The following is a 19,529-nucleotide window of genomic DNA, read 5'->3' on the forward strand; positions in this document are numbered from 1 at the left end:
CTGTCATTGCTTTTCCGCGACGACAGCAATGGCGTCGATTTCAATCAGTAGCCCTTCCAGAGCCAGCGATTGTACACCGAGCCAGGTGCTGGCGGGAAGGTTTTCAAAAGGAAATGCGCTACGGAATGCATGGCCGATTGTGTCAGCATCTTCCGGCTTGTAATTCTTTACATAGATGTTCATCTTGACAATGTCCTTGGTCGTTGCTCCTGCTGATTCCAGCGCCAATTGAAGGTTTGTGAATGCCTGAACTGTCTGCTTGCGAAGGTCATTTTCACCAATCAAGTTGTTATTCTGATCCACTGAAGCCTGGCCTGAAAGATAGATCGTTGTCATTCCGGAATTACTTACGGTCACAATCTGGGAGAAAGCGTTGGGCCATTTGGGTAGTCCTTCGGGATTGGTAAAGCTCTTTTCTAAGGGCATTGCTTTAAGTTAAAGTACATCTAATCTGATTTGCAATATCTCTAACAATTGTGATGAATTTGCTTGACAACACAAGCTCAAATGAAGGTAGCCATAAAAAAATAGCGAATCATATTTATGCTATACAGCTTAATGAGGTGATGGCTGCGACGCAATGTCTTTCCTGATTTTGCTTAGAAATTCCGGCGTAATACCCAGATACGATGCAATTTGATTATTAGGGAGTCGCAGTGCGAGTTGTGAATATTCGTCGAGAAAGGCAAGGTAACGCTCCTGGGCTGTCGAACTAATCGTTTGCAACACACGATTTTGCAGCGCAACATAATTATTCTCGACGATTACTTTGAAAATCCGGTCGAGCTTGGGAATGTTCGTATAGAGATAATACAAATCCTGCTTTTCAATTTGGAGGATCAAGGAAGGCTCCAAAGCCTCAATGAAAAAACCACTTGTCTTTCCGGAATGGAAACTCCCAATATCGGCGATCCAGCCATTTTCGGCCGTGAACTGGATATTGTGTTCAGTGCCTTTTGAATCAACAGCGAACATTCGAAAACAGCCTTTGACTACAAAAGTGTAGTGCTGGCACGGGAACCCCTCTTGTAAAATAAACTGCCGCCGCCTGATGGAGCGCTGACCAATTTTTCCTTGCAAAAGATGCTTCTCGTCTTCCGTCAATGCAATGTAGCTCTCGAAATGGCTGATCAGTGGGAGAATATCCAAAATAGAATGACTGCGAAATGTTCCAAAAATCAATTATCATCAAAAGTAGCTAACGTTACCCAATATCACCGGGCCAATTACTTAATGATTGGAAAGCAATGTCGGTAGGGGCCACACGAAAAACATTTGACACTATTATTACATTGGCGTTGACAAGTTTTTCGTTCAAATTTTGAAAGGCTAGGAGCGTCTTTTTAAGTTGAAAAACGAGCTTGGCGGAATATATCTTAAAGAAACCCAGAGACAATGTAAGTCAGGCTGGCTTTCTTTTAAGATATCCGGTGACCAATCATCACTCCAATATCGTCCCCTCCATCACAATTACCGACGACCCACTGATCCAGATGCTATCAACTTTGACCTCAAATTGAATCACCGACGGCCGGTTCATTTTCTCGCCTTGGATTAATTGGTAAATCGTATCTTGTTTGATAAGACTTTGATGAAACAAAAAGCCAGCCAATGGTCCGGCGGCGCTGCCTGTGGCCGGATCTTCGTCGATCCCAATGCCTGGATTAAAAAACCTTGCATGAGCGAAATGGCCCGAATTCTCGTTGGGAATTGTAAAACAGTATACACCTTCAAAATCATATTTTTCAGCTGCTTCGACTAGTAACCGTTTGTCTGGAACTGCGTTGTCCAGCGCTTCCTGATTTTTAAGTGGTACCATTAAATGGGTAACCTCCGTTTTTACGACACTAGGAGCAAAATTTCCGGCCAGCACCTGATCTTCATCCAGATTGAGTGCTGCTGCCAGTATTTTGGGTTCCACACTCGCAAGTACCGTTGCAGGTTGTTGCCTCATAGCCACAAACGGCACTTTATCATCTGAATAGCGGACGGAAAGGTCCATTCTTTCATCTTTCATGATTACAAACCGCTCTTCACCCTGTTCGGCGAAAATAGGAATGTCTTTCAAAAGAGCAGCACATACTGCGCCGAGCAGGTTATGTCCAGCCCCGTTTACCTCAAAACCGGTAGGCGTAAATGAGCGTACTTGGAGCGCTTTATGGATTTTGGAATAATAAATAAAAGACGTTTCAGAATAGCCAAACTCGCGGGAAATATTCTCGTAAGTGACCAGATCCAGATCAGTATCGGTAAAAACCACAGCCAAAGGGTTACCACGGTATTTTTCATTGGTGAACACGTCAACGACAGAGTACTTGTAGCTTTTCATTTTATAAGAATTTATTTAGCAGTCAGCATCGGGTTAAAAATAGCTCAGATGCACGTTAAATCATACTCAAAAATTACTTGTTACTGTTTCACCGACTATCCATTGTCTCAACGCGAACACCAGTTGTCCGAAATCGGACGATTAGGTCCAGGGTTTGTTGAAAAAATGATTGATTCAACGGTTTTCTGGCTTGTTCTGTTTTTGGGCACATTATTTGTTATACAGAAACAGATTATATATTAAAACTGGTTAAACCATGTTTTCGAAATGAGAAGGAGTGACCTGGGTGAATTTGAAGAGGTCGTTCTGCTGGCAGTTGCAGCGTTGTCGCCAAACGCTTACACGGTAGCGATTGCGGAAGAGCTGGAACGTGAAACGGGTAATATCGTGACGGCCGGTGCCGTGCACGCAGCCATGCAGCGCCTTGAACAAAAAAGTTATTTGAGATCTATCTGGGGCGAGGCAACCGCGGAAAGGGGCGGTCGACGGAAGCGGCTGTATGCTGTGACAGCTCTGGGCGGTCGAATCCTTGAAGAAACAAGTGCTGTCCGTAACCGGTTTTGGGACCGGATTTCGCCTGCCATCCGTCTTGAATGGAACTGATCATATCTCGCGGAAAGCCATGAAATCAGAAGAGCGAAGACCAGATCGGCCACCTCGGTATTTTACCAGCCTAATAGCAATGCTGATTGCTCCGCACCTGCGGGAAGAGATACTGGGTAATTTGCAGGAGCGTTATGTGCGACGGGTTCATAATCAGGGAGTTTCAAAGGCCAGGAGGAGATACTGGCTGGAATCTCTGGCTTATCTGCGTCCGGCATTTATCAAAAGACAAAAAAACGAATATTCTTCAACCACGGGACAGCTCGCTCCCATTTATAGCCATGATATGATACGAAATTATTTGAAAATTGCACTTCGCAATCTAAGGAGACAAAAAGTCTCAACCAGCATTAACATAATTGGTTTAGCCATCGGATTAGCAACCTGCATTCTGATCATGCTTTATGTGCAGGATGAGCTATCCTACGACCGTAACAATGAAAAAGCGGACCGGATTGTACGGGTCGGACTCAAATTGCAGCTCAATGGTAAGGATGTTGGCGGTTCTATGCTTGGCATAAACGCTGCTCGCGATTTACAACAGGAATTTCCGGAAGTAGTAAAAGCAACGCGTTTCAGGGGACAGGGTAGCGAGTTTGTTAGCTATGGAACAACGTCATTTAAAGAAGATAAGCTGCTGGTTGCTGACTCCTCATTTTTTGCTGTATTCACCATTCCCTTTTTGAAAGGTGATCCCGGGCGGGCATTGACAGAGCCTAACACCGTGATATTGACGGAGGAGACCGCCCGAAAATATTTCGGCAATCAGGATCCGGTTGGAAAGGTATTATCATTTGGTAGTGAAAAGACGCCCTACCGGATAACAGGCATAGTGCGGAATGTACCGCCGAACTCACATTTTCAGTACAACATGTTGGTTTCGCTTGCCGGTGACGACCAAAATCCAAGTGATGCAGGGTGGCTATACAGAATGAACTATCATACATATTTGCTTCTCCCCGAGAAATATGATTATAAACAGCTAGAATCTAAAATTTCCCGGCTCGCCGAAAAACAGATTGGGGGTGAAATACAGCAATTTCTGAAACTCACCCCCAAACAGTTTCGCGAAAAAGGTGACGATTTCGGGGTTTTTCTGGAACCGCTCACCGACATCCATTTATATTCCAGAACCGAAACAGGCTCGGGGGGAAATATTATGTACGTATATATTCTCACCGCCATTGCCGCCTTTATGTTGCTGATCGCCTGTGTGAACTTTATGAACCTGTCAACAGCAACCGCAGTCCGGCGATCGCGCGAGGTAGGGGTACGTAAAGTGCTGGGCTCAGTAAAAGGACAATTGCGGCAACAGTTCCTGATTGAATCGCTTTTGCTGGCGACGGTGGCGCTTGTGGTCGGATTGGTCCTTGTGACATTGGCGTTACCATTCTTTAATGAGCTGACGGGCAAAGCACTTTCAGTCAATTTATTGGCCAAGCCGGTGATAGCGGCTGGTTTGGTTGTGGGTACTGTTTTAGTGGGCCTGCTGGCCGGCAGTTACCCGGCTTTTTACCTGTCCTCATTTAAGCCTGTATCAGTCTTGAAAGGACGTATTATGGCCACACGCGGGAGCTTTAACCTGAGAAGCGGTTTGGTAGTATTTCAATTTTTTGTCACCATTGCGATGATCATCGCCACCGTTACGGCAGACCGACAGCTACGTTACATGCAAAGCCAGAAAGTAGGTTTTGATCGCGAACAAGTGCTGGTCATCCAAAATACAAACATGCTTCGCAATAACGAAGCTGTATTCCGCGACCAGATTATCCAGTCTCCGCACGTTATCATGGGGAGCATTTCAGGCCAGGTGCCGGTGGGGAATTCTGTTATGGACAACACTACTGTCATGTCCAAAGAAAATCCGGATCAAGGTGTTATGAGCCGATTCTATTTCGTCGACCCCGAGTACATTCCGACATTGGGAATGCGGATGATACAGGGACGTAATTTTTCAAAAAAATTCCAAACTGATGCCTCTGCTGTCGTTCTGAATGAAACAGCAGTCAAGGCATTAGGTTGGCAGCAAAATCCGATTGGAAAAGAGCTGATCGGTCACACAGATGACAACGGTGTAAAAACCTATTACCGGGTTATCGGTGTTGTGAAAGACTTCCATTTTGAATCCCTCCGGCAGAAAATCGGCCCTCTGGTGATGTTCCTGGGCGGAAATTCGGGTAATATTTTAGTCAAAACACGTACGGATAAACTTCCTCAGTTGCTCGCTTCAATGAAGCAGCAGTGGGAGTCATTTGCGCCTGCGGCCCCCTTTTCTTATTCGTTTTTGGATGACCGGTTTGAGCAGGTATATATCAGCGAACAAAAAACAGAGCAGGTGTTGACACTCTTTTCAAGCCTGACGATTTTCATCGCCTGTTTAGGGTTATTCGGATTGACTACCTATACCGCCGAGCAACGTACCAAAGAGATTGGCGTCCGCAAAGTATTAGGTGCATCCGTCACCAGTGTCCTTGCCTTACTTTCGAGAGACTTTCTCAAGCCTATCCTGATAGCGCTGATCCTGGCTTCGCCCGTTGCCTGGTGGGGCATTAATCAATGGCTACGGGAATTTGCTTATAAGGTGACGGTTGACTGGTCGATTTTTGCCCTGGCAGGTTTGGTGACTGTTGGGATTGCCTTACTGACGGTTAGTTTTCAGAGTATCAAAGCCGCGTTGATGAATCCTGTTAAAAGTCTACGAAGTGAATAGCAAATTAGGCACGGGCTGGTGCCGGTCATGGTAGAGGTTCTTGACGAGAAGCGAGCGGCGATCTTTTGGGTTGGACTAAATGAAAGGATTACAACCCTAGCATCACGTACAAGTTTGGTAAAGATTCACAAATCGGGCTAGCTGTCAAGTATATATCAGGCGATACGCCATTTTAGATATACTGATAAGTCAGCTAAACCCCCAACTCAACATGAAGGATTACCGAGCTGACGATAAGACCGATCTGGCCAATTTTGGCTATCGGCAGGAATTAAAACGCTCGATGGGCAGCTTTTCCAGTTTTGCTGCCGGTTTCTCTTACATTTCTATTCTTACGGGGCTTTTCCAAATGTTCCATATGGGTTACGGCGTTGCCGGTCCCGGATTTTTTTGGACCTGGCCGTTTGTGCTCGTGGGTCAGTTGATGGTGGCGCTTTGCTTTGCGGAACTGGCTTCCCGGTTTCCGTTGTCTGGTGGGGTTTATCAATGGGCGAAATTTACAGGCAATCCGTTCTTGGGATGGATGACAGGCTGGATTTATCTGGCTTGCCTCATTGTTACCCTTGCTGCCGTGGCGATGGCACTTCAAGTTAGCTTGCCGCAGATTTCAAGTGCTTTTCAGGTAATTGGAACGTCTGACAATGCAGAATCGGTTGCGATCAACGGCATTTTACTGGGATCTATTCTAATTGTTACCAGTACCCTAATTAATGCCAGAGGTATTAAGCTGATGGTGCTGATTAATAATATTGGTGCGGTTGCGGAACTGATTGGGATTGTACTTTTAATTATTCTGCTTTTTCTAAACCGGGTAAGATCTCCGGTCGAGGCGGTTCTTCACATGGGCCAAATCAAATCTGTGGGTGGCTCTTTTCCTGATTTGAAGATTTTTTTGGCAGCCACCGCATTGACAGCCTCTTATGTGCTGTACGGTTTTGATACTGCCGGAACATTGGCCGAAGAAACGCATGACCCGCGTACAAAAGCACCCCGCGCCATTTTACAGGCTCTGCTAGCGGCAGGCACTGCGGGATTACTCGTATTACTTTTTGCGCTGATGGCAGTGCCGGATTTTAATATGCCGGATCTGGGAAATATTCGCGGAGGGTTACCCGGTTTGGTCAAATCGGTCCTGGGGGAAACTACGGGAAGCCTTTTTCTTTGCTGCGTTATTTTTGCCATCACTGTGTGCACTTTGGCCGTTCATTCCGGGGCTGTCAGATTGATGTATGCTATGGGCCGTGATGGTTATCTGCCTTTCAGCAAGTCTTTATCAGCGGTTTCCTTAAAAACACAAACGCCTGTGCTGGCGACGCTCATTTGTGGTTTGGGAGCGATCATTGTGTTGGCAGTGACCATTCAATTTCCCAATGTATTCGCATTGGTAACTTCAATTGCCATACTCTGGGCCAATCTGGCCTACTGGATTGTTGTTGCTCTTCAACTTAAAAACAGATTAGTGCCTGCCCGTGATGACAGCGATACTACCGCCAGATTTGATTTGGGCAAATGGGGAGTACCAATTAATATTCTCGCACTCGTTTGGAGCACATTTATGGTGGTCAATGTGTCGTGGCCACGGACTGAAACGTATGGTTTGGAATGGTATCACCAGTATTCGGCATGGATGTACACGGCTGGTTTAATCGTGATCGGAATTTGTATTTATTACTATAAGTCATTAAAAGACAATGGATAAAAATTTTGACACGATCATTATTGGAGGTGGGTCGGCAGGTTGTGTGCTGGCAAACCGGTTAAGTGAAGATCCTGACCATAAAGTATTGGTCATTGAGGCGGGAAGAACAGATGCCTGGTGGGATATTTTTATTCACATGCCAGCAGCCCTGACCTATCCGATCGGCAGCAGATTTTACGACTGGCAATACCAATCGGAGCCTGAGCCGTTTATGAATAACCGGCAGGTGTATCACGCACGTGGAAAATTGTTGGGAGGTTCCAGCTCCATTAACGGAATGATCTTCATTCGGGGTAATCCAATGGATTATGAAAAGTGGGCAAAGGACCCGGGAATGGAGTCATGGGACTATGCTCATTGCCTGCCATATTTCAAAAAGTCCGAAAACAGGACCGCCGGAGTCAATGGCTGGCGTGGAGGCGACGGGCCACTGCATCTCGAAACCGGCCCGGCTACAAACCCGCTGTTTCAAGCATTTTTTGATTCGGCCAAACAAGCAGGATACCCGCTAACCGATGATGTGAATGGATTCCAGCAGGAAGGTTTTGGAAAGTTCGACCGTAATATCAAAAACGGAAAGCGCTGGTCTGCCTCCGATGCATATTTGCACCCTGTTTTGGGAAAACGTAAAAACCTTGAAGTGATCTGTGATGCGCTCACGACCAAAATCCTGTTCTCGGGAAAGCGCGCCGTGGGTGTAGAGTTTTTGAAAGGAAATACTTTGAACAAGGTTAACGCAGCGGAAATTATTTGCTGCGGAGGTGCCATCAATTCTCCTCAGGTGCTTCAATTATCGGGAATAGGAAACCCTGAAACATTGAAGGCGGCGGGAGTCAATGTGCTGCACGACCTGCCCGGTGTGGGCCAGAATTTGCAGGACCATCTTGAAGTGTATATCCAATATGCCTGCAAAAAGCCGGTGAGCGTATACCCGGCGCTGAAATGGTATAATAAACCCCGGGTTGGTTTGCAATGGATGCTGTTTCGCAAAGGGCCCGCGTCGACCAATCATTTTGAGGGAGGCGGATTTATAAGAAGCAATGAAACCGTTGCTTACCCTAACCTTCAATTTCATTTTCTGCCTGTGGCGATCCGGTACGATGGCAGTTCTCCCTCAGGCGGTCATGGCTATCAGGTGCATGTAGGCCCGATGAATTCGGATGCCCGGGGATCTGTACTGATTAAGTCGTCGGATCCGAAAGAAAAACCAGCCATTCGATTTAACTATTTGTCTACGGAAAAGGATCGGAAGGAGTGGGTGGAGGCGATCCGTTGTGCCCGTAAAATCTTGAATCAGTCAGCACTGGGCGAATTTAATGGCGGCGAGCTCTCTCCCGGCCCAAGTGTGGAGACCGATCAGGAAATACTGGATTGGGTCAGACGTGATGCTGAAACTGCCCTGCATCCATCCTGCACTTGTCGCATGGGTACGGATAGCATGTCTGTGGTGGATCCGCTCACGCTGCGGGTGCATGGCCTTGAAGGTTTACGGGTCGTGGATGGCAGTGTGATGCCGTATATAACCAATGGCAACCTGTATGCACCCATTATGATGATTGCCGAAAAGGCGGCCGACATCATTTTAGGTAAGCAGCCGCTCGCACCGGAAAAAACTGATTTTTATAAAAAGCCTTAATACATAGCAACAACATTACTTACCTCCTTTGGTACTCTTAACTGAAACTCCTTGAAACCTGCCCAATTTGCTGCGCTGCTTGCCGGACCGGCTGCGTTTTTTCTTGTCCTATTTTTTGCTGACTTAAACCCCGGACATCCCGAAGTGACCAGCATGGCCGCGGTAACCGTGTGGGTGGCCATTTGGTGGCTCACCGAAGCAACTGACCTCGCCGTGACGGCCTTACTGCCTTTCATACTAATGCCGATACTGGGCATAGCCGATTCGCAGACGGTGGCGGCGCAATATATGGATCAAACCATTTTTTTATTCATCGGAGGCGTGCTACTGGCTTTCGCTATTGAACGGTGGAACTTGCATCAGCGGATTGCATTGTCCATTTTGTCGAAACTCGGAGCCAATCCGGCCACTATGCTTGGGGGCGTGATGGTCGCTACTTTTTTCATTTCAATGTGGGTGTCCAATACGGCTACTGTTATGATGATGCTGTCCGCGGTGTTGGGCATTATCGTTCAGGTTGAAAAACACGACATATCTACTGCTCAGAAAAATGGGATCGCCAAGGCAATGCTGTTGGGGCTTGCATACGCGGCTTCCATCGGCGGCATGTCCACGTTGGTGGGAACGGCCACTAATCTTGCATTCTATAAAATCTACTTAGATGCTTACAAAGATGCCGGCGACATGAACTTTGTCAGTTGGTTTGTCCTGGCTTTTCCGGTTGCAGTAATGCTGCTGGCCGCGGCGTTTTTCATTCTTAAATTCACATTTCTCCGCCAGGCCAAAAATGTTGTGTTCGACCGCAGTTACTTTGTTGCTTCCCTACGGCAATTGGGCAAAATGGCCTTTGAAGAAAAGATCGTATTTGCGGTTTTTGTTATTACCGCATACTTATGGTTTGGCCGAAAGGATATTGATTTTGGATCTTTTCATTTAAAAGGTTGGAGCCGTCTTTTAGGTACGCGTGCATCGTATATTACGGATAGCACGGTGGCTATTGTCATGCCAATTTTACTATTTCTAATCCCCTCGAAAAATGAGAAAGGAAAGATGCTGATGAGCTGGGAAGAAGCGAAGAAACTTCCGATAGGCATTATCCTATTGCTGGGCAGTGGTTTTGCTTTGGCAAAAGGCTGCGATCAGTCGGGGCTAAGCACTTGGCTGGCACAAGAACTGCTTTTTTTAAAGGATGCGTCCCCGGTTTTTGTTATCGCTGGCATGTGCGTTATCATTTGTATCATCAGCGAACTTGCTTCCAATGTCGCCTGTATACAATTGGTGCTACCCATTTTAATAGCCATTCAAAAAGTAACCGGCCTGCCCCCATTAATGCTGATGGTGCCTGCCACAATGGCTGCGTCGCTCGGGTTTATGCTTCCCGTGGCAACCCCGCCTAATACCATTGTGTTTGGAAGCGGACGCATCCGTGCGGCTGACATGCGCAATGCAGGGTTGGTGCTTGATGTTGCGGGCATTGTGATTATTACGGTGGCGTCTTTGGTAATCCGGGTGATTATTTGGGACTGAAAAAAGGGATTACAGGAAAAATGCGCGGTTTGATGTTATTTCGCGTAAGCGTATGAAAGTAGTTTCCTTGCTTCAAATCCAATCCGAAACGGAATCGAGACCTAGCTAGAACCTATTATCTATAATCCACCAGTCAGATGCCTAAGCACCCATACTGCAAAAAAGCCAATACTCAAATTGACAATGGAAACAGCAACAAAGGCTACTATGGTAAGGCCAATGATTTTTGATCGCGAGCAATTGTTGAAAAACTGGGCATAAGACCAGCACATGATGACTAACAGTATTGCTTGTTGAATGATGCCATACTGAAGTGTTGCGGCACGGTCAAAGATGTAAGCAATGGGAAAGAGAAATAGGCTAATAACTGTAAATAATCCTAACGAAAAAGTGTTTAACGTAAAGTGTTCCGCAAGATTATATTTTTGCTTTTTGAAGACAACGTACGAGACCACGGTGGTTGTCAGGGTAAAAATAAGGATGTTAAAAGCAAAATGCTCAGTGATCCAAGTAATAATTTTCCCCGATGCCCTTGTGATGTCATCGTTTGGCTTCGGTAGCCAGGAACTGGAATGTTTAAAAATTAGATAGTGATATAGCAAACCATAAAATGTGGCAAGTACGATAACGAATGAAAATGGTTGCAAATGCCTTATTCTTTTGCCCTCAAGATATTCTCGGATTGTGTGACCGGGCTTGTTTAGCAGCTGCTTTGTAGTATAGAAAATCCCTTTATCAAAGTGAAACAGGCCATGTTGCAAGTCGTGCAACACAACATGCATGTTTATTCTGTCCGTTTTGGCGGATTGCCCGCAGCTACCGCAAAAGTTGCCTACAACTTCGTTATTGCAATTTTTGCAGATGATGGATGTTGACCTAAGAGCGGATTCTATTGGGGCCTTAGCCATTTCTGTAGTAATACATTGTTTTGCTTCCTGGTAAATTTACAATATTTTGTCCATTTATTGATAAATGGCTTGCGCTTGATGACGAAGCCAGGCTGGAAATATTACATTATCTAAAACGCATGATATGCCGGCAGGTCCAGGTATCAAAAGATACAGTAAGCTACCGGGTTGTGATAACGATGGATGATGCGGGTAGCCCATCGGCATGAGCGGTTAAAGTAATTGTCCCGGCGGTGTCGGCGGGTTGAATAATCACTAGGCCCCGGCCCTGAAAAACCCTCTTCTGGGGCTGCTGAAAACTGGATGCATCGGCCGGATTGCCATTAGCGGCCCCGGCTAGCTTGCCTTTTCCCTCAACCTTATAGTGAATGAGCAAATCGTCCACATACGGTACTACGTTCCCCGCTTCATCGACGATGTCGACATTGACATAGGCCAAATCACCCGGTTTCGCGTGAATGGTAGGTCGGTCCGCAGTTAACCGAATGGCAACCGGTTTTCTGACCGTTCGAAGTGTATCAACGCCTGTTTGCTGACCGTCCGTGTAACTTTTGGCCAGTAGTATTCCGGGTTGATAGGGCACCTCAAAGACGGCGGTGATGGAATTGGGGGATAGGCTTTGTTCACCAACTACCTGCCCGTTCAGTTCAAGGGTTACTCTTTGGGCTCTTGAATAGACGAAGACGGGCATCTTTTTGCCTTCCTGCCCGGGAAAGCTCCAGCTTTTTAGCTGGTCTGGAAAGTTATAATAGAAGTTTGCTTCGTTGTACCCGTCCGGAATGGGCCGGTGAACCAGTACTTCAACCGCACTTTTTTTCCAGACAACATCTAAATAATACGCGTTCACCTTTTTATGGCCAATCAGGTCCAGTTCACCCGTGTAGGCGTTGAAAATGGGCCAGGAAGGCTTCAGAAACAGATTAGGATCGCCAAATAATGTACTTCCCGTACCATCTTTGGGTTTGGGTTTAACTAATCTTGGTGCCCCAAGGCCCGCTTCTCCAAGATAATCCATGGACGTCCAACTGAACGTGCCGATCACGTAAGGCAGCGCTTCCACTTTTAACCAGTTATCGATGCCTTTTGTGGGAAAGTATTCCGAAGCATACATCACCCGATCCGGAAATTTCTTGTGATCCGATTCATATTTCAAATACGCATAGTTGTAGCCGGCCACGTCGACATTCGCAAACGAGGGGGCGGTATCATCCCATGTTTTCCCCTTTTTGCCAAGCGTGATAAAAAGTGGGGTCGCTATTGTCACCGGGCGCGTGGCATCCAGGCGACGCACCGCATTGGCAAGCTGTTTGCTGAGATCATAGCCCGATGTATCTGCGGCTTCGGGTATTTCATTACCGATGCTCCACATAATAATGGATGGATGATTGCGGTCGCGAAGCACCATGGACTCAAGGTCTTTTAACCACCACTCTTTAAAATAGAGATGATAGTCCTGGGGTGTTTTGGGTTGGACCCACATATCAAAGGCTTCATTGATCACCAGCATACCTAGCCGGTCGCAGGCCTCCAGAAGCGCAGGTGAGGGTGGGTTGTGGCTCGTGCGCACGGCGTTGTATCCCTGCTTCTTGAGCAATTCGATTTTACGTTCCTCCGCCCGGTCGATAGCGGCTGCCCCAAGCGGTCCGTTATCATGGTGAATGCATCCGCCCTTTAGTTTAATTGGCCGGCCATTTAAGCTAAAACCGGTTTGCGCATCTATGTGAATGGTGCGGATGCCAAAAGGCGTGCTCGTCTCATCCATGAGTTTACCCCCTTGTCGGATTTGCATCCTGGCACGGTATAATTGGGGTTTCTCCACCGACCAAACCGCCGGATTGCTAATCGAAATACTTTCAGAAACGGGGATATTGTCCGGCCCAGATGCCCTCACGGTTTGCTGAGCGGTTCCGGCAAGTTTCCCAGAAGGGGAATAGAGTTCGGTTACGACAGTAAAGGTTCCTTTTGACGGATTCTGGATGGTGGCTTCCAGAGAGACCGTGGCTAGCTGATCAGAAACCGATGGCGTGGTAATAAAAGTACTCCACCGGTCAATATGCAACGGGTTGAGCGTGGTTAACCAGACATGCCGGTAAATGCCCGACCCAGAATACCACCGGCTGTTGAGCCCTTCATTTTTTACTTCAACGGCGATGACATTATCGCTGCCCGAGGGGTGCAGGTAGGGGGTTAGTTCATATTGAAACGTTGTGTACCCGTTAGGATGATTGCCCAGATGATGCCCGTTAATCCACACATCGGCATTCATATACACTCCATCAAATTGAATAAAGACTTTACCGTTGGCTGACGCCTTATCCAGCTTAAAATGCTTACGATACCAAGCCGTACCCCCCACTAAAAAGCCCCCATCACGTCCCGATATGGCTCCTTTATGAAAAGGGCCTACGATACTGTCGGGAAGCTGACCGGGCAGGTCTTCAATGCTCCAGTCATGAGGCAGATCAAGCTTTCTCCAACGAGTATCCTTATACGTCGGCTGCTCTGCTCCGGACAGATGACCCTGTTGAAAGCGCCAACCGGCGTCAAACAGCACAGCTTTGGAATCCTGCCCATGGGTCGCAACTGCAACGAGCAGAGCTAAAAAAGTGAGTACCAAACCAATTAATTTGTTCATGGATATAGGGGTTAAGGCATACCAAGGGCCTTCATTTTCTTTTGAATGAATTGGGTCACTTGCCGTGGGGTAAGCGATAAAGTCAATCCAGGAATTTAGCATCGCTGCCCATGACCACCGAAACTCATTTCGTTGATGGTGAGTCTAGGTTTTGAGTGACTTTTACTATTTGACCCGGAGGGCGGTGGCGTCAAACATGCTCATTAGCTGCCCTTTCAAGTGGTCACTATCCACCTTTGTCAACTCAATGGATATTTCGCCTGCTTGCTCGGCGACGAAATAGAGCAAAATATTTTCGTTTCCTTCCTCCACCTTGCTGAGGGGGACAGCAGGCCGGGTACCTGCCGGGTCTTTTAATTCGCCTGTCAGTTTACCGTCTTTACGAATAAGCTCGGCTATCATTTTAGCATCTCCATCGGGCGTGCCAAAAATGGTAATTTCCCAGTTACCGGCAAAAAAATCAGTTGACGCTGGCGTTGCGGCCGCCGTTTGGGAGTAGCTTTCAAAAGCCATTCCCAGCAAAATAATGAACAAGAATAAACTAGTTTTTTTCATAATGCTGATTAATTAAACGTAATACGAAAGCTAAAAGAACTGGCGTGATGATAATAAAGAGCTATTCTCTTTATTATGTAAATTTTACTGAATAAAGGTAATGAGACTTTTTTGTATTCTGTAAAATTTACTGAATAATTTTTTTAGTTTTGAACTATGAACTCCCGAGAAGAACTTGATGACTTCCTAAAGAATGGTCATAAACAGTACCTGTCACATGTAAGCATTGATTCAGTGATCTTTGGCTACCACGATCAACAACTCAAAATTTTACTTCTTCGCTGGAAAGGGCTTAATGGTTGGGGGTTGCCAGGCGGGTTTATCCAGCGACGAGAACCCTTAAGTCAGGCTGCCCTTCGTATCTTAAGGGAGCGAACCGGTCTGGACAATATCTTTCTTCAACAGTTTCATGTGTTTGGCGATTCGCCTTACCGACTCCGGGAGCGGAGTGTGGAGGAGATTGCGGATGTCTTTGAAGTGGAGGTAGACAGCGGGCACTGGTTTTTCGAGAGGACCTTGTCCATAGCTTATTTTGCCCTGGTCGATTACGCCCGGGTTTCGGTCACCACCGACTTTTTTACCGAAGCCTATCAGTGGTGTGATGTTAAGGAAATCCCACAACTTTTATTCGACCAGAACGAAGTAGTGGAAAAGGCCTTAGCTACCCTTCGCCTCCAGATGTATCACCAGCCGATTGGGTATAACCTATTACCTGAGAAATTTACCCTACCTGAAATCCACTCGCTGTATGAGACCATTTTAGGCAAAAAGCTGGACCCGTGGAATTTTGGCAAAAAGTTGGTGAATCTGGGACTGATTAAACGATTGTCGGAGCGGCGATCGATTGGTGCGCATCGATCGCCCTATCTGTATCAGTTTGAGAAGGAAGTTTATGAGCATGCCTTAACTCAGGGAATTATCCATACGTATTAATCCGGATCAGCGTGTTGATATAGTCGACGGGATTGATCAAGCGTTGACAATCGGATGGAAATATCACCATCCCTACAAATTTATAAGTATGGCTATACGCCGTGTGTTTGTCAAACGGTCGTCGGAATTTGAACGGCGCGTTTTAGATTGAAATGAATGTGACCAACTCAGCTGTATGTACTAAAGAGGGCTATACCTATTTTTATATGTAACCGCTTTTAGTTGGCCAAAAATTCGGTGGTATCACTGTAAACTATTTCCAAACTCTTCTTCTTTGTACACGGCTGATTTCATGGAGGGCATGGGGTTAGCGGGAGAAATACTTTCTAGGTTAACTTGAAGGTGCCGCTCCAATCTGGGCCATAATAGCAAGCATATCGGGCTGGCCATATTCCTTGACAAACCGGCCATCAGAAAGATGATAAAAATTAATTGCCTGCGCCTGGATAGATTTTCCTGTTGCAGGTACACCAAAAAAGGTGCCCTGATGTGTACCGCGCATCGTGAAGCGGGCAGCAATTTTATCACCATCAGAAACCATATCCTCCAATGTCCACAGGATGTCGGGAAAACCGCTTCGCATCATGGCAATGATTGAAAGGTACCCGGCAGGGCCTTGCATAGGATCGGGTTGGCCCGGTACATAAAATATTGCATCAGGGGAAATGAGTTCTATGGCCAGTGATTCGCTGGCAGAATTAATGAATGTAACAAAACGCTGCATGGTGCGGTTGTTTGTGTCTGTTGTCATCTTAATGGTGTTTTATGGTCGAGAGCAGTTCTACTCTTGGTTATTGAACATGTAGCAGTAGGTCTTCCGTAACTGCTGCCCTTTTTGAAGAACAAAAAGGCCCCTGCTTGTCTTTGAATACTGGCAAAATTACGCCCTTAACCCCGCGCCGACCCATAAACAATCTTAAGAAATACTCTTAATGTAGTTTAAGGGGTAGTCGTTGCGTGCGATATCTTTTCGGATTTTACTGAGAAATTCCGGTGTAGCGTCGAGGTAGGATGCAATCTGGGACCATCATGCTGGTGTCATGGGTTGGGAAGGGGATAAGATAGGGACAAAAAAGCCCCTCAACTTGCGTTGAAGGGCTTTTGTACCCAGAGCCGGAGTCGAACCGGCACGAGTGTAACCTCATTGGTGTTTGAGACCAACGCGTCTACCAATTCCGCCATCTGGGCATTGATCTTGTCTTGTTGGGAGTGCAAAAGTAGACAGAAAAACAGATTAAGCAAGTTTCCTGCCTGAAAAAATTAATGAAAATTTTAATGTTTATTGTGGCCGGCAGCTAACTTGTTTATTCATAGCGCAATGCCTCGATAGGGTCTAGCCGAGAAGCTTTGATGGCAGGATAAATACCGGAAAGTACTCCCACAAACACGCATACCGCAATACCCATCGCCATCCACAGCCACGGGATCACGAACGAGCTGCCTGAACTGATGGAATTGGAAATAACATTCCCGATAATAATGCCAAGGAACAGCCCTCCGACACCGCCGATAATACACACTACAATCGCTTCGATCAAAAACTGAAAACGGATCACTTTCGGTGTTGCACCCAACGACTTGCGGATACCGATCTCGCGGGTACGCTCCGTAACGGATACCAGCATAATGTTCATCAATGCAATGGATGCGCCCAATAATGTAATGATACCAATTCCAAAACCGCCAATACGCAGGTAGCCGGTCACATTGGCGAAGTCTTTGGCGATCTCATCGGCACGGTCTATCGTAAATGAGTCTTCCTTGCCCAGTTCATCATTTCTGATCCGGCGCATGATACCCCTGGCTTCTTCCACGATCATGTCGCCATCGGCAATGTTGGGAGCTGATGCGGTAATGTTGTAGGTCAATGCACGGTTCGCAGCCAGCCCACGGCCGTTTTCCAACGGAATTAGGATGATCCGGTCGGAATCGTTGTTTCCGCCTAGCGAACCTTTCTTTTGCAGCACACCAACGACTTTATATTTGCTGCCCATGAAGGTGATTTCCTTGTTGATCGGGTCAATCCGCTCAAAAAGCTTACGGGCGATTTCCTGACCCAGAACAGCGACATTCAAAGAGTTTTCCATGTCATTGCGGTCCAGGTTACGGCCGAGGGCAATTTTATATCCGTTGATCCCCAGGTATTGTTCGTCGGAACCGATGACACTACTGTTGGGATTGGTCTTTTTTGAAAAATAATTGACCTGAACAGCGCCGCCTATTCCCGCTGAAAGAGAAGCTGTTGCATTGTAATCAGCCTTGAATTTGTTTGCAAATGTCAGCGCCTGACGGTAGTTGACGGGCGGGTATTGTTTGTTTTTCCGGCCGTCGTTACGCCAGTCGTCGTACTCGCGGTTTTTGACGGTAAATGTATTAGCTCCAAGGTCGGCAAAGCTTGCATTTACTGAGTTTTGAATGCCTTCGATGGCGGTAAGGATCCCTACCAGTGAGGTGATCCCGATGGCGATAATCATGGCTGTAAGCACCGTCCTGAGCAGATTACTCTGAATGGATCGCAGGCCTTCGTCAACATTTTCACGAATATTCATATGAAGTATTGCTTATGCACCATAATGGGCTTTCTGTCGTTAGAATTGCGAAACGGTATAAATTCTTTATATATTTAATCATTACAATACGTAAAGCTGCACATGAAACGTGAAAGAATCAAACCAGTGACACGGCTGTTTATCCCGCTTATCATTTTTTTTGCTGTATCCCTGAATGGTATGGCCAACAGGCTTCTTATACCCATGGATGAGAGCCAAAAAAACCATTTGAAAGCGTACGGCATCTCATTCTGGATATTGAAAACCTATGAAATGGAAATGGATTGGTTACTCAATTACCGCGGCGGAAGTTTTATGGTAGCTTATAATCAGCAGTTTGCGTCTGAAATGACGGTGCGTGGGGTAAGTTTTGAAGTAATATCGGAGGGACAGGCAGGACAGATACTAAGCCAGATCAATGCGCCGGATGTGAATATGGATGCTGTGAAACTGCAAAAAGCGCCTAAAATCGCCGTTTATTCACCCAAATCGAAATTACCGTGGGATGACGCCGTAACATTGGTGCTCACTTACGCCGAGATTCCCTACGATGTAATTTACGATGAAGAGGTGCTTAATAGCAAGTTGCCGGAGTACGACTGGCTGCATTTGCATCATGAAGACTTTACGGGTCAGTTTGGTAAGTTTTTTCAATATAAAGACTATCCATGGTACCGGGAGCAGAAACGTGAGGCGGAGGAAACCGCGAACAAATTCCAGTTTGCCAATGTCCCCCAAATGAAGCTTGCGGTCGCAAAAAAAATCTCTGAATTCGTGAGCGGCGGAGGATATATGTTTGCCATGTGCAATGCAACCGACACATTCGACATTGCACTGGCTGCGGACGGGCTGGATATTGTGGAGTCGATGTACGACGGGACGCCTGCCGATCCTACTGCGAATGGCAAGCTTAATTACGACAACACATTTGCTTTTACCGGTTTTAAAACGCTTCCCTATCCCTACGAAATTGAGTTTTCCGATATTGATAATCAGCCCGATGAACGCGGGATGACAGAAGCCAACGACTTTTTTTCATTGTTTCAGTTTTCTGCCAAATGGGACCCTGTTCCAAGTATGCTGACCCAAAATCACAAAACAATGATCAAAGGCTTTCTGGGGCAAACCACCGCATTCAAAAACCGACTGATCAAGCCGGAAGTGATTATTCTTGCCGAAAACAAGTCTGCAAAAGAAGCGCGTTACATTCATAGTACACACGGAAAAGGCTTTTTTACGTTTTATGGAGGTCACGACCCGGAGGATTACCAGCATAGGGTAGGTGAGGAGCCTACCGACCTGAACCTGCATCCCAATTCGGCCGGATATCGTCTCATTCTCAATAATATCCTGTTTCCTGCGGCTAAAAAGAAAAAGCTTAAAACTTAGCGCAGGGTCATATCCATTAACTGTTCCAAACCACACAAACCGTGCGACATCGCACG

The 19,529-nt window shown here is 46.5% G+C and carries 15 protein-coding genes and 1 tRNA gene; 7 read left to right on the forward strand and 9 right to left on the reverse strand.

Annotated features, from left to right (window positions below; all coding sequences use genetic code 11):
• Window positions 1–3: 3 nt before the first annotated feature.
• From ON006_RS01735 to ON006_RS01745, 3 genes are all read right to left on the reverse strand, one after another.
• Window positions 4–426 carry a RidA family protein gene (locus ON006_RS01735; protein ID WP_244823390.1) on the reverse strand — a complete coding sequence of 141 codons (423 nt, stop codon included), beginning with the start codon at window positions 424–426 and terminating at the stop codon, window positions 4–6.
• A gap of 129 nt (window positions 427–555) precedes the next feature.
• Window positions 556–1,149, reverse strand: a complete 594-nt coding sequence (locus ON006_RS01740) for a Crp/Fnr family transcriptional regulator (protein ID WP_244823391.1) — start codon at window positions 1,147–1,149, stop codon at window positions 556–558.
• Between the two features lie 292 nt (window positions 1,150–1,441).
• Window positions 1,442–2,329: a PhzF family protein gene (locus ON006_RS01745; protein WP_244823392.1), complete on the reverse strand. Its 888-nt coding sequence runs from the start codon at window positions 2,327–2,329 to the stop codon at window positions 1,442–1,444.
• 267 nt (window positions 2,330–2,596) lie between these two features.
• Between ON006_RS01745 and ON006_RS01750 the strand changes: the two genes are divergently transcribed.
• The 5 genes from ON006_RS01750 to ON006_RS01770 all read left to right on the forward strand — a co-directional run bounded on the left by ON006_RS01750 (window position 2,597) and on the right by ON006_RS01770 (window position 10,504).
• Window positions 2,597–2,932: a PadR family transcriptional regulator gene (locus tag ON006_RS01750; protein WP_244823393.1), complete on the forward strand. Its 336-nt coding sequence runs from the start codon at window positions 2,597–2,599 to the stop codon at window positions 2,930–2,932.
• A 19-nt stretch (window positions 2,933–2,951) separates the two neighbouring features.
• The gene (locus tag ON006_RS01755; protein WP_255772998.1) at window positions 2,952–5,642 is read left to right on the forward strand and encodes an ABC transporter permease; all 2,691 of its coding nucleotides are present in this window, start codon (window positions 2,952–2,954) and stop codon (window positions 5,640–5,642) included.
• Between the two features lie 211 nt (window positions 5,643–5,853).
• Window positions 5,854–7,341 carry an amino acid permease gene (locus ON006_RS01760; protein ID WP_244823395.1) on the forward strand — a complete coding sequence of 496 codons (1,488 nt, stop codon included), beginning with the start codon at window positions 5,854–5,856 and terminating at the stop codon, window positions 7,339–7,341.
• Window positions 7,334–8,977 carry a choline dehydrogenase gene (gene betA / locus ON006_RS01765; protein WP_244823396.1) on the forward strand — a complete coding sequence of 548 codons (1,644 nt, stop codon included), beginning with the start codon at window positions 7,334–7,336 and terminating at the stop codon, window positions 8,975–8,977. The genes ON006_RS01760 and betA overlap by 8 nt, the downstream gene beginning before the upstream one ends.
• Window positions 8,978–9,028: 51 nt before the next feature.
• Window positions 9,029–10,504, forward strand: a complete 1,476-nt coding sequence (locus ON006_RS01770; RefSeq protein WP_244823397.1) for an SLC13 family permease — start codon at window positions 9,029–9,031, stop codon at window positions 10,502–10,504.
• A 119-nt stretch (window positions 10,505–10,623) separates the two neighbouring features.
• On the opposite strand, the gene ON006_RS01775 is transcribed toward ON006_RS01770, so the two are convergent.
• From ON006_RS01775 to ON006_RS01785, 3 genes are all read right to left on the reverse strand, one after another.
• Window positions 10,624–11,277 (reverse strand): DUF3667 domain-containing protein, encoded by a 654-nt coding sequence (locus tag ON006_RS01775; protein WP_267609944.1) that lies wholly within the window; start codon window positions 11,275–11,277, stop codon window positions 10,624–10,626.
• Between the two features lie 295 nt (window positions 11,278–11,572).
• A complete protein-coding gene (locus tag ON006_RS01780; protein ID WP_244823399.1) occupies window positions 11,573–14,047 on the reverse strand; it encodes a glycoside hydrolase family 2 TIM barrel-domain containing protein in 2,475 nt (824 codons plus the stop codon).
• A 165-nt stretch (window positions 14,048–14,212) separates the two neighbouring features.
• Window positions 14,213–14,602 (reverse strand): hypothetical protein, encoded by a 390-nt coding sequence (locus ON006_RS01785; RefSeq protein ID WP_244823400.1) that lies wholly within the window; start codon window positions 14,600–14,602, stop codon window positions 14,213–14,215.
• A 156-nt stretch (window positions 14,603–14,758) separates the two neighbouring features.
• On the opposite strand from ON006_RS01785, the gene ON006_RS01790 reads away from it, so the two are divergent.
• Entirely contained in the window at window positions 14,759–15,535 is a 777-nt protein-coding gene (locus ON006_RS01790) for an NUDIX hydrolase (RefSeq protein ID WP_244823401.1), read from the forward strand.
• Window positions 15,536–15,866: 331 nt separating this feature from the next.
• On the opposite strand, the gene ON006_RS01795 is transcribed toward ON006_RS01790, so the two are convergent.
• The 3 genes from ON006_RS01795 to ON006_RS01805 form a co-directional block, all read right to left on the reverse strand.
• A complete protein-coding gene (locus tag ON006_RS01795; protein ID WP_244823402.1) occupies window positions 15,867–16,286 on the reverse strand; it encodes an ester cyclase in 420 nt (139 codons plus the stop codon).
• Between the two features lie 353 nt (window positions 16,287–16,639).
• Window positions 16,640–16,723 (reverse strand) — tRNA-Leu (locus ON006_RS01800).
• 116 nt (window positions 16,724–16,839) lie between these two features.
• Entirely contained in the window at window positions 16,840–18,084 is a 1,245-nt protein-coding gene (locus tag ON006_RS01805) for an ABC transporter permease (RefSeq protein WP_244823403.1), read from the reverse strand.
• 102 nt (window positions 18,085–18,186) lie between these two features.
• Between ON006_RS01805 and ON006_RS01810 the strand changes: the two genes are divergently transcribed.
• Entirely contained in the window at window positions 18,187–19,473 is a 1,287-nt protein-coding gene (locus ON006_RS01810) for an asparagine synthetase B (protein WP_255772999.1), read from the forward strand.
• Window positions 19,474–19,529: the final 56 nt, after the last annotated feature.

The organism is Dyadobacter pollutisoli, from assembly GCF_026625565.1.
GTDB lineage: Bacteria > Bacteroidota > Bacteroidia > Cytophagales > Spirosomataceae > Dyadobacter > Dyadobacter pollutisoli.

Coding starts and splice junctions, on each gene's coding strand:
- ON006_RS01735 (WP_244823390.1), bottom strand. CDS start 426: ATGCCCTTAGAAAAGAGCTTTACCAATCCCGAAGGACTACCCAAATGG.
- ON006_RS01745 (WP_244823392.1), bottom strand. CDS start 2,329: ATGAAAAGCTACAAGTACTCTGTCGTTGACGTGTTCACCAATGAAAAA.
- ON006_RS01750 (WP_244823393.1), top strand. CDS start 2,597: ATGAGAAGGAGTGACCTGGGTGAATTTGAAGAGGTCGTTCTGCTGGCA.
- ON006_RS01755 (WP_255772998.1), top strand. CDS start 2,952: ATGAAATCAGAAGAGCGAAGACCAGATCGGCCACCTCGGTATTTTACC.
- ON006_RS01760 (WP_244823395.1), top strand. CDS start 5,854: ATGAAGGATTACCGAGCTGACGATAAGACCGATCTGGCCAATTTTGGC.
- betA (WP_244823396.1), top strand. CDS start 7,334: ATGGATAAAAATTTTGACACGATCATTATTGGAGGTGGGTCGGCAGGT.
- ON006_RS01780 (WP_244823399.1), bottom strand. CDS start 14,047: ATGAACAAATTAATTGGTTTGGTACTCACTTTTTTAGCTCTGCTCGTT.
- ON006_RS01785 (WP_244823400.1), bottom strand. CDS start 14,602: ATGAAAAAAACTAGTTTATTCTTGTTCATTATTTTGCTGGGAATGGCT.
- ON006_RS01790 (WP_244823401.1), top strand. CDS start 14,759: ATGAACTCCCGAGAAGAACTTGATGACTTCCTAAAGAATGGTCATAAA.
- ON006_RS01795 (WP_244823402.1), bottom strand. CDS start 16,286: ATGACAACAGACACAAACAACCGCACCATGCAGCGTTTTGTTACATTC.
- ON006_RS01805 (WP_244823403.1), bottom strand. CDS start 18,084: ATGAATATTCGTGAAAATGTTGACGAAGGCCTGCGATCCATTCAGAGT.
- ON006_RS01810 (WP_255772999.1), top strand. CDS start 18,187: ATGAAACGTGAAAGAATCAAACCAGTGACACGGCTGTTTATCCCGCTT.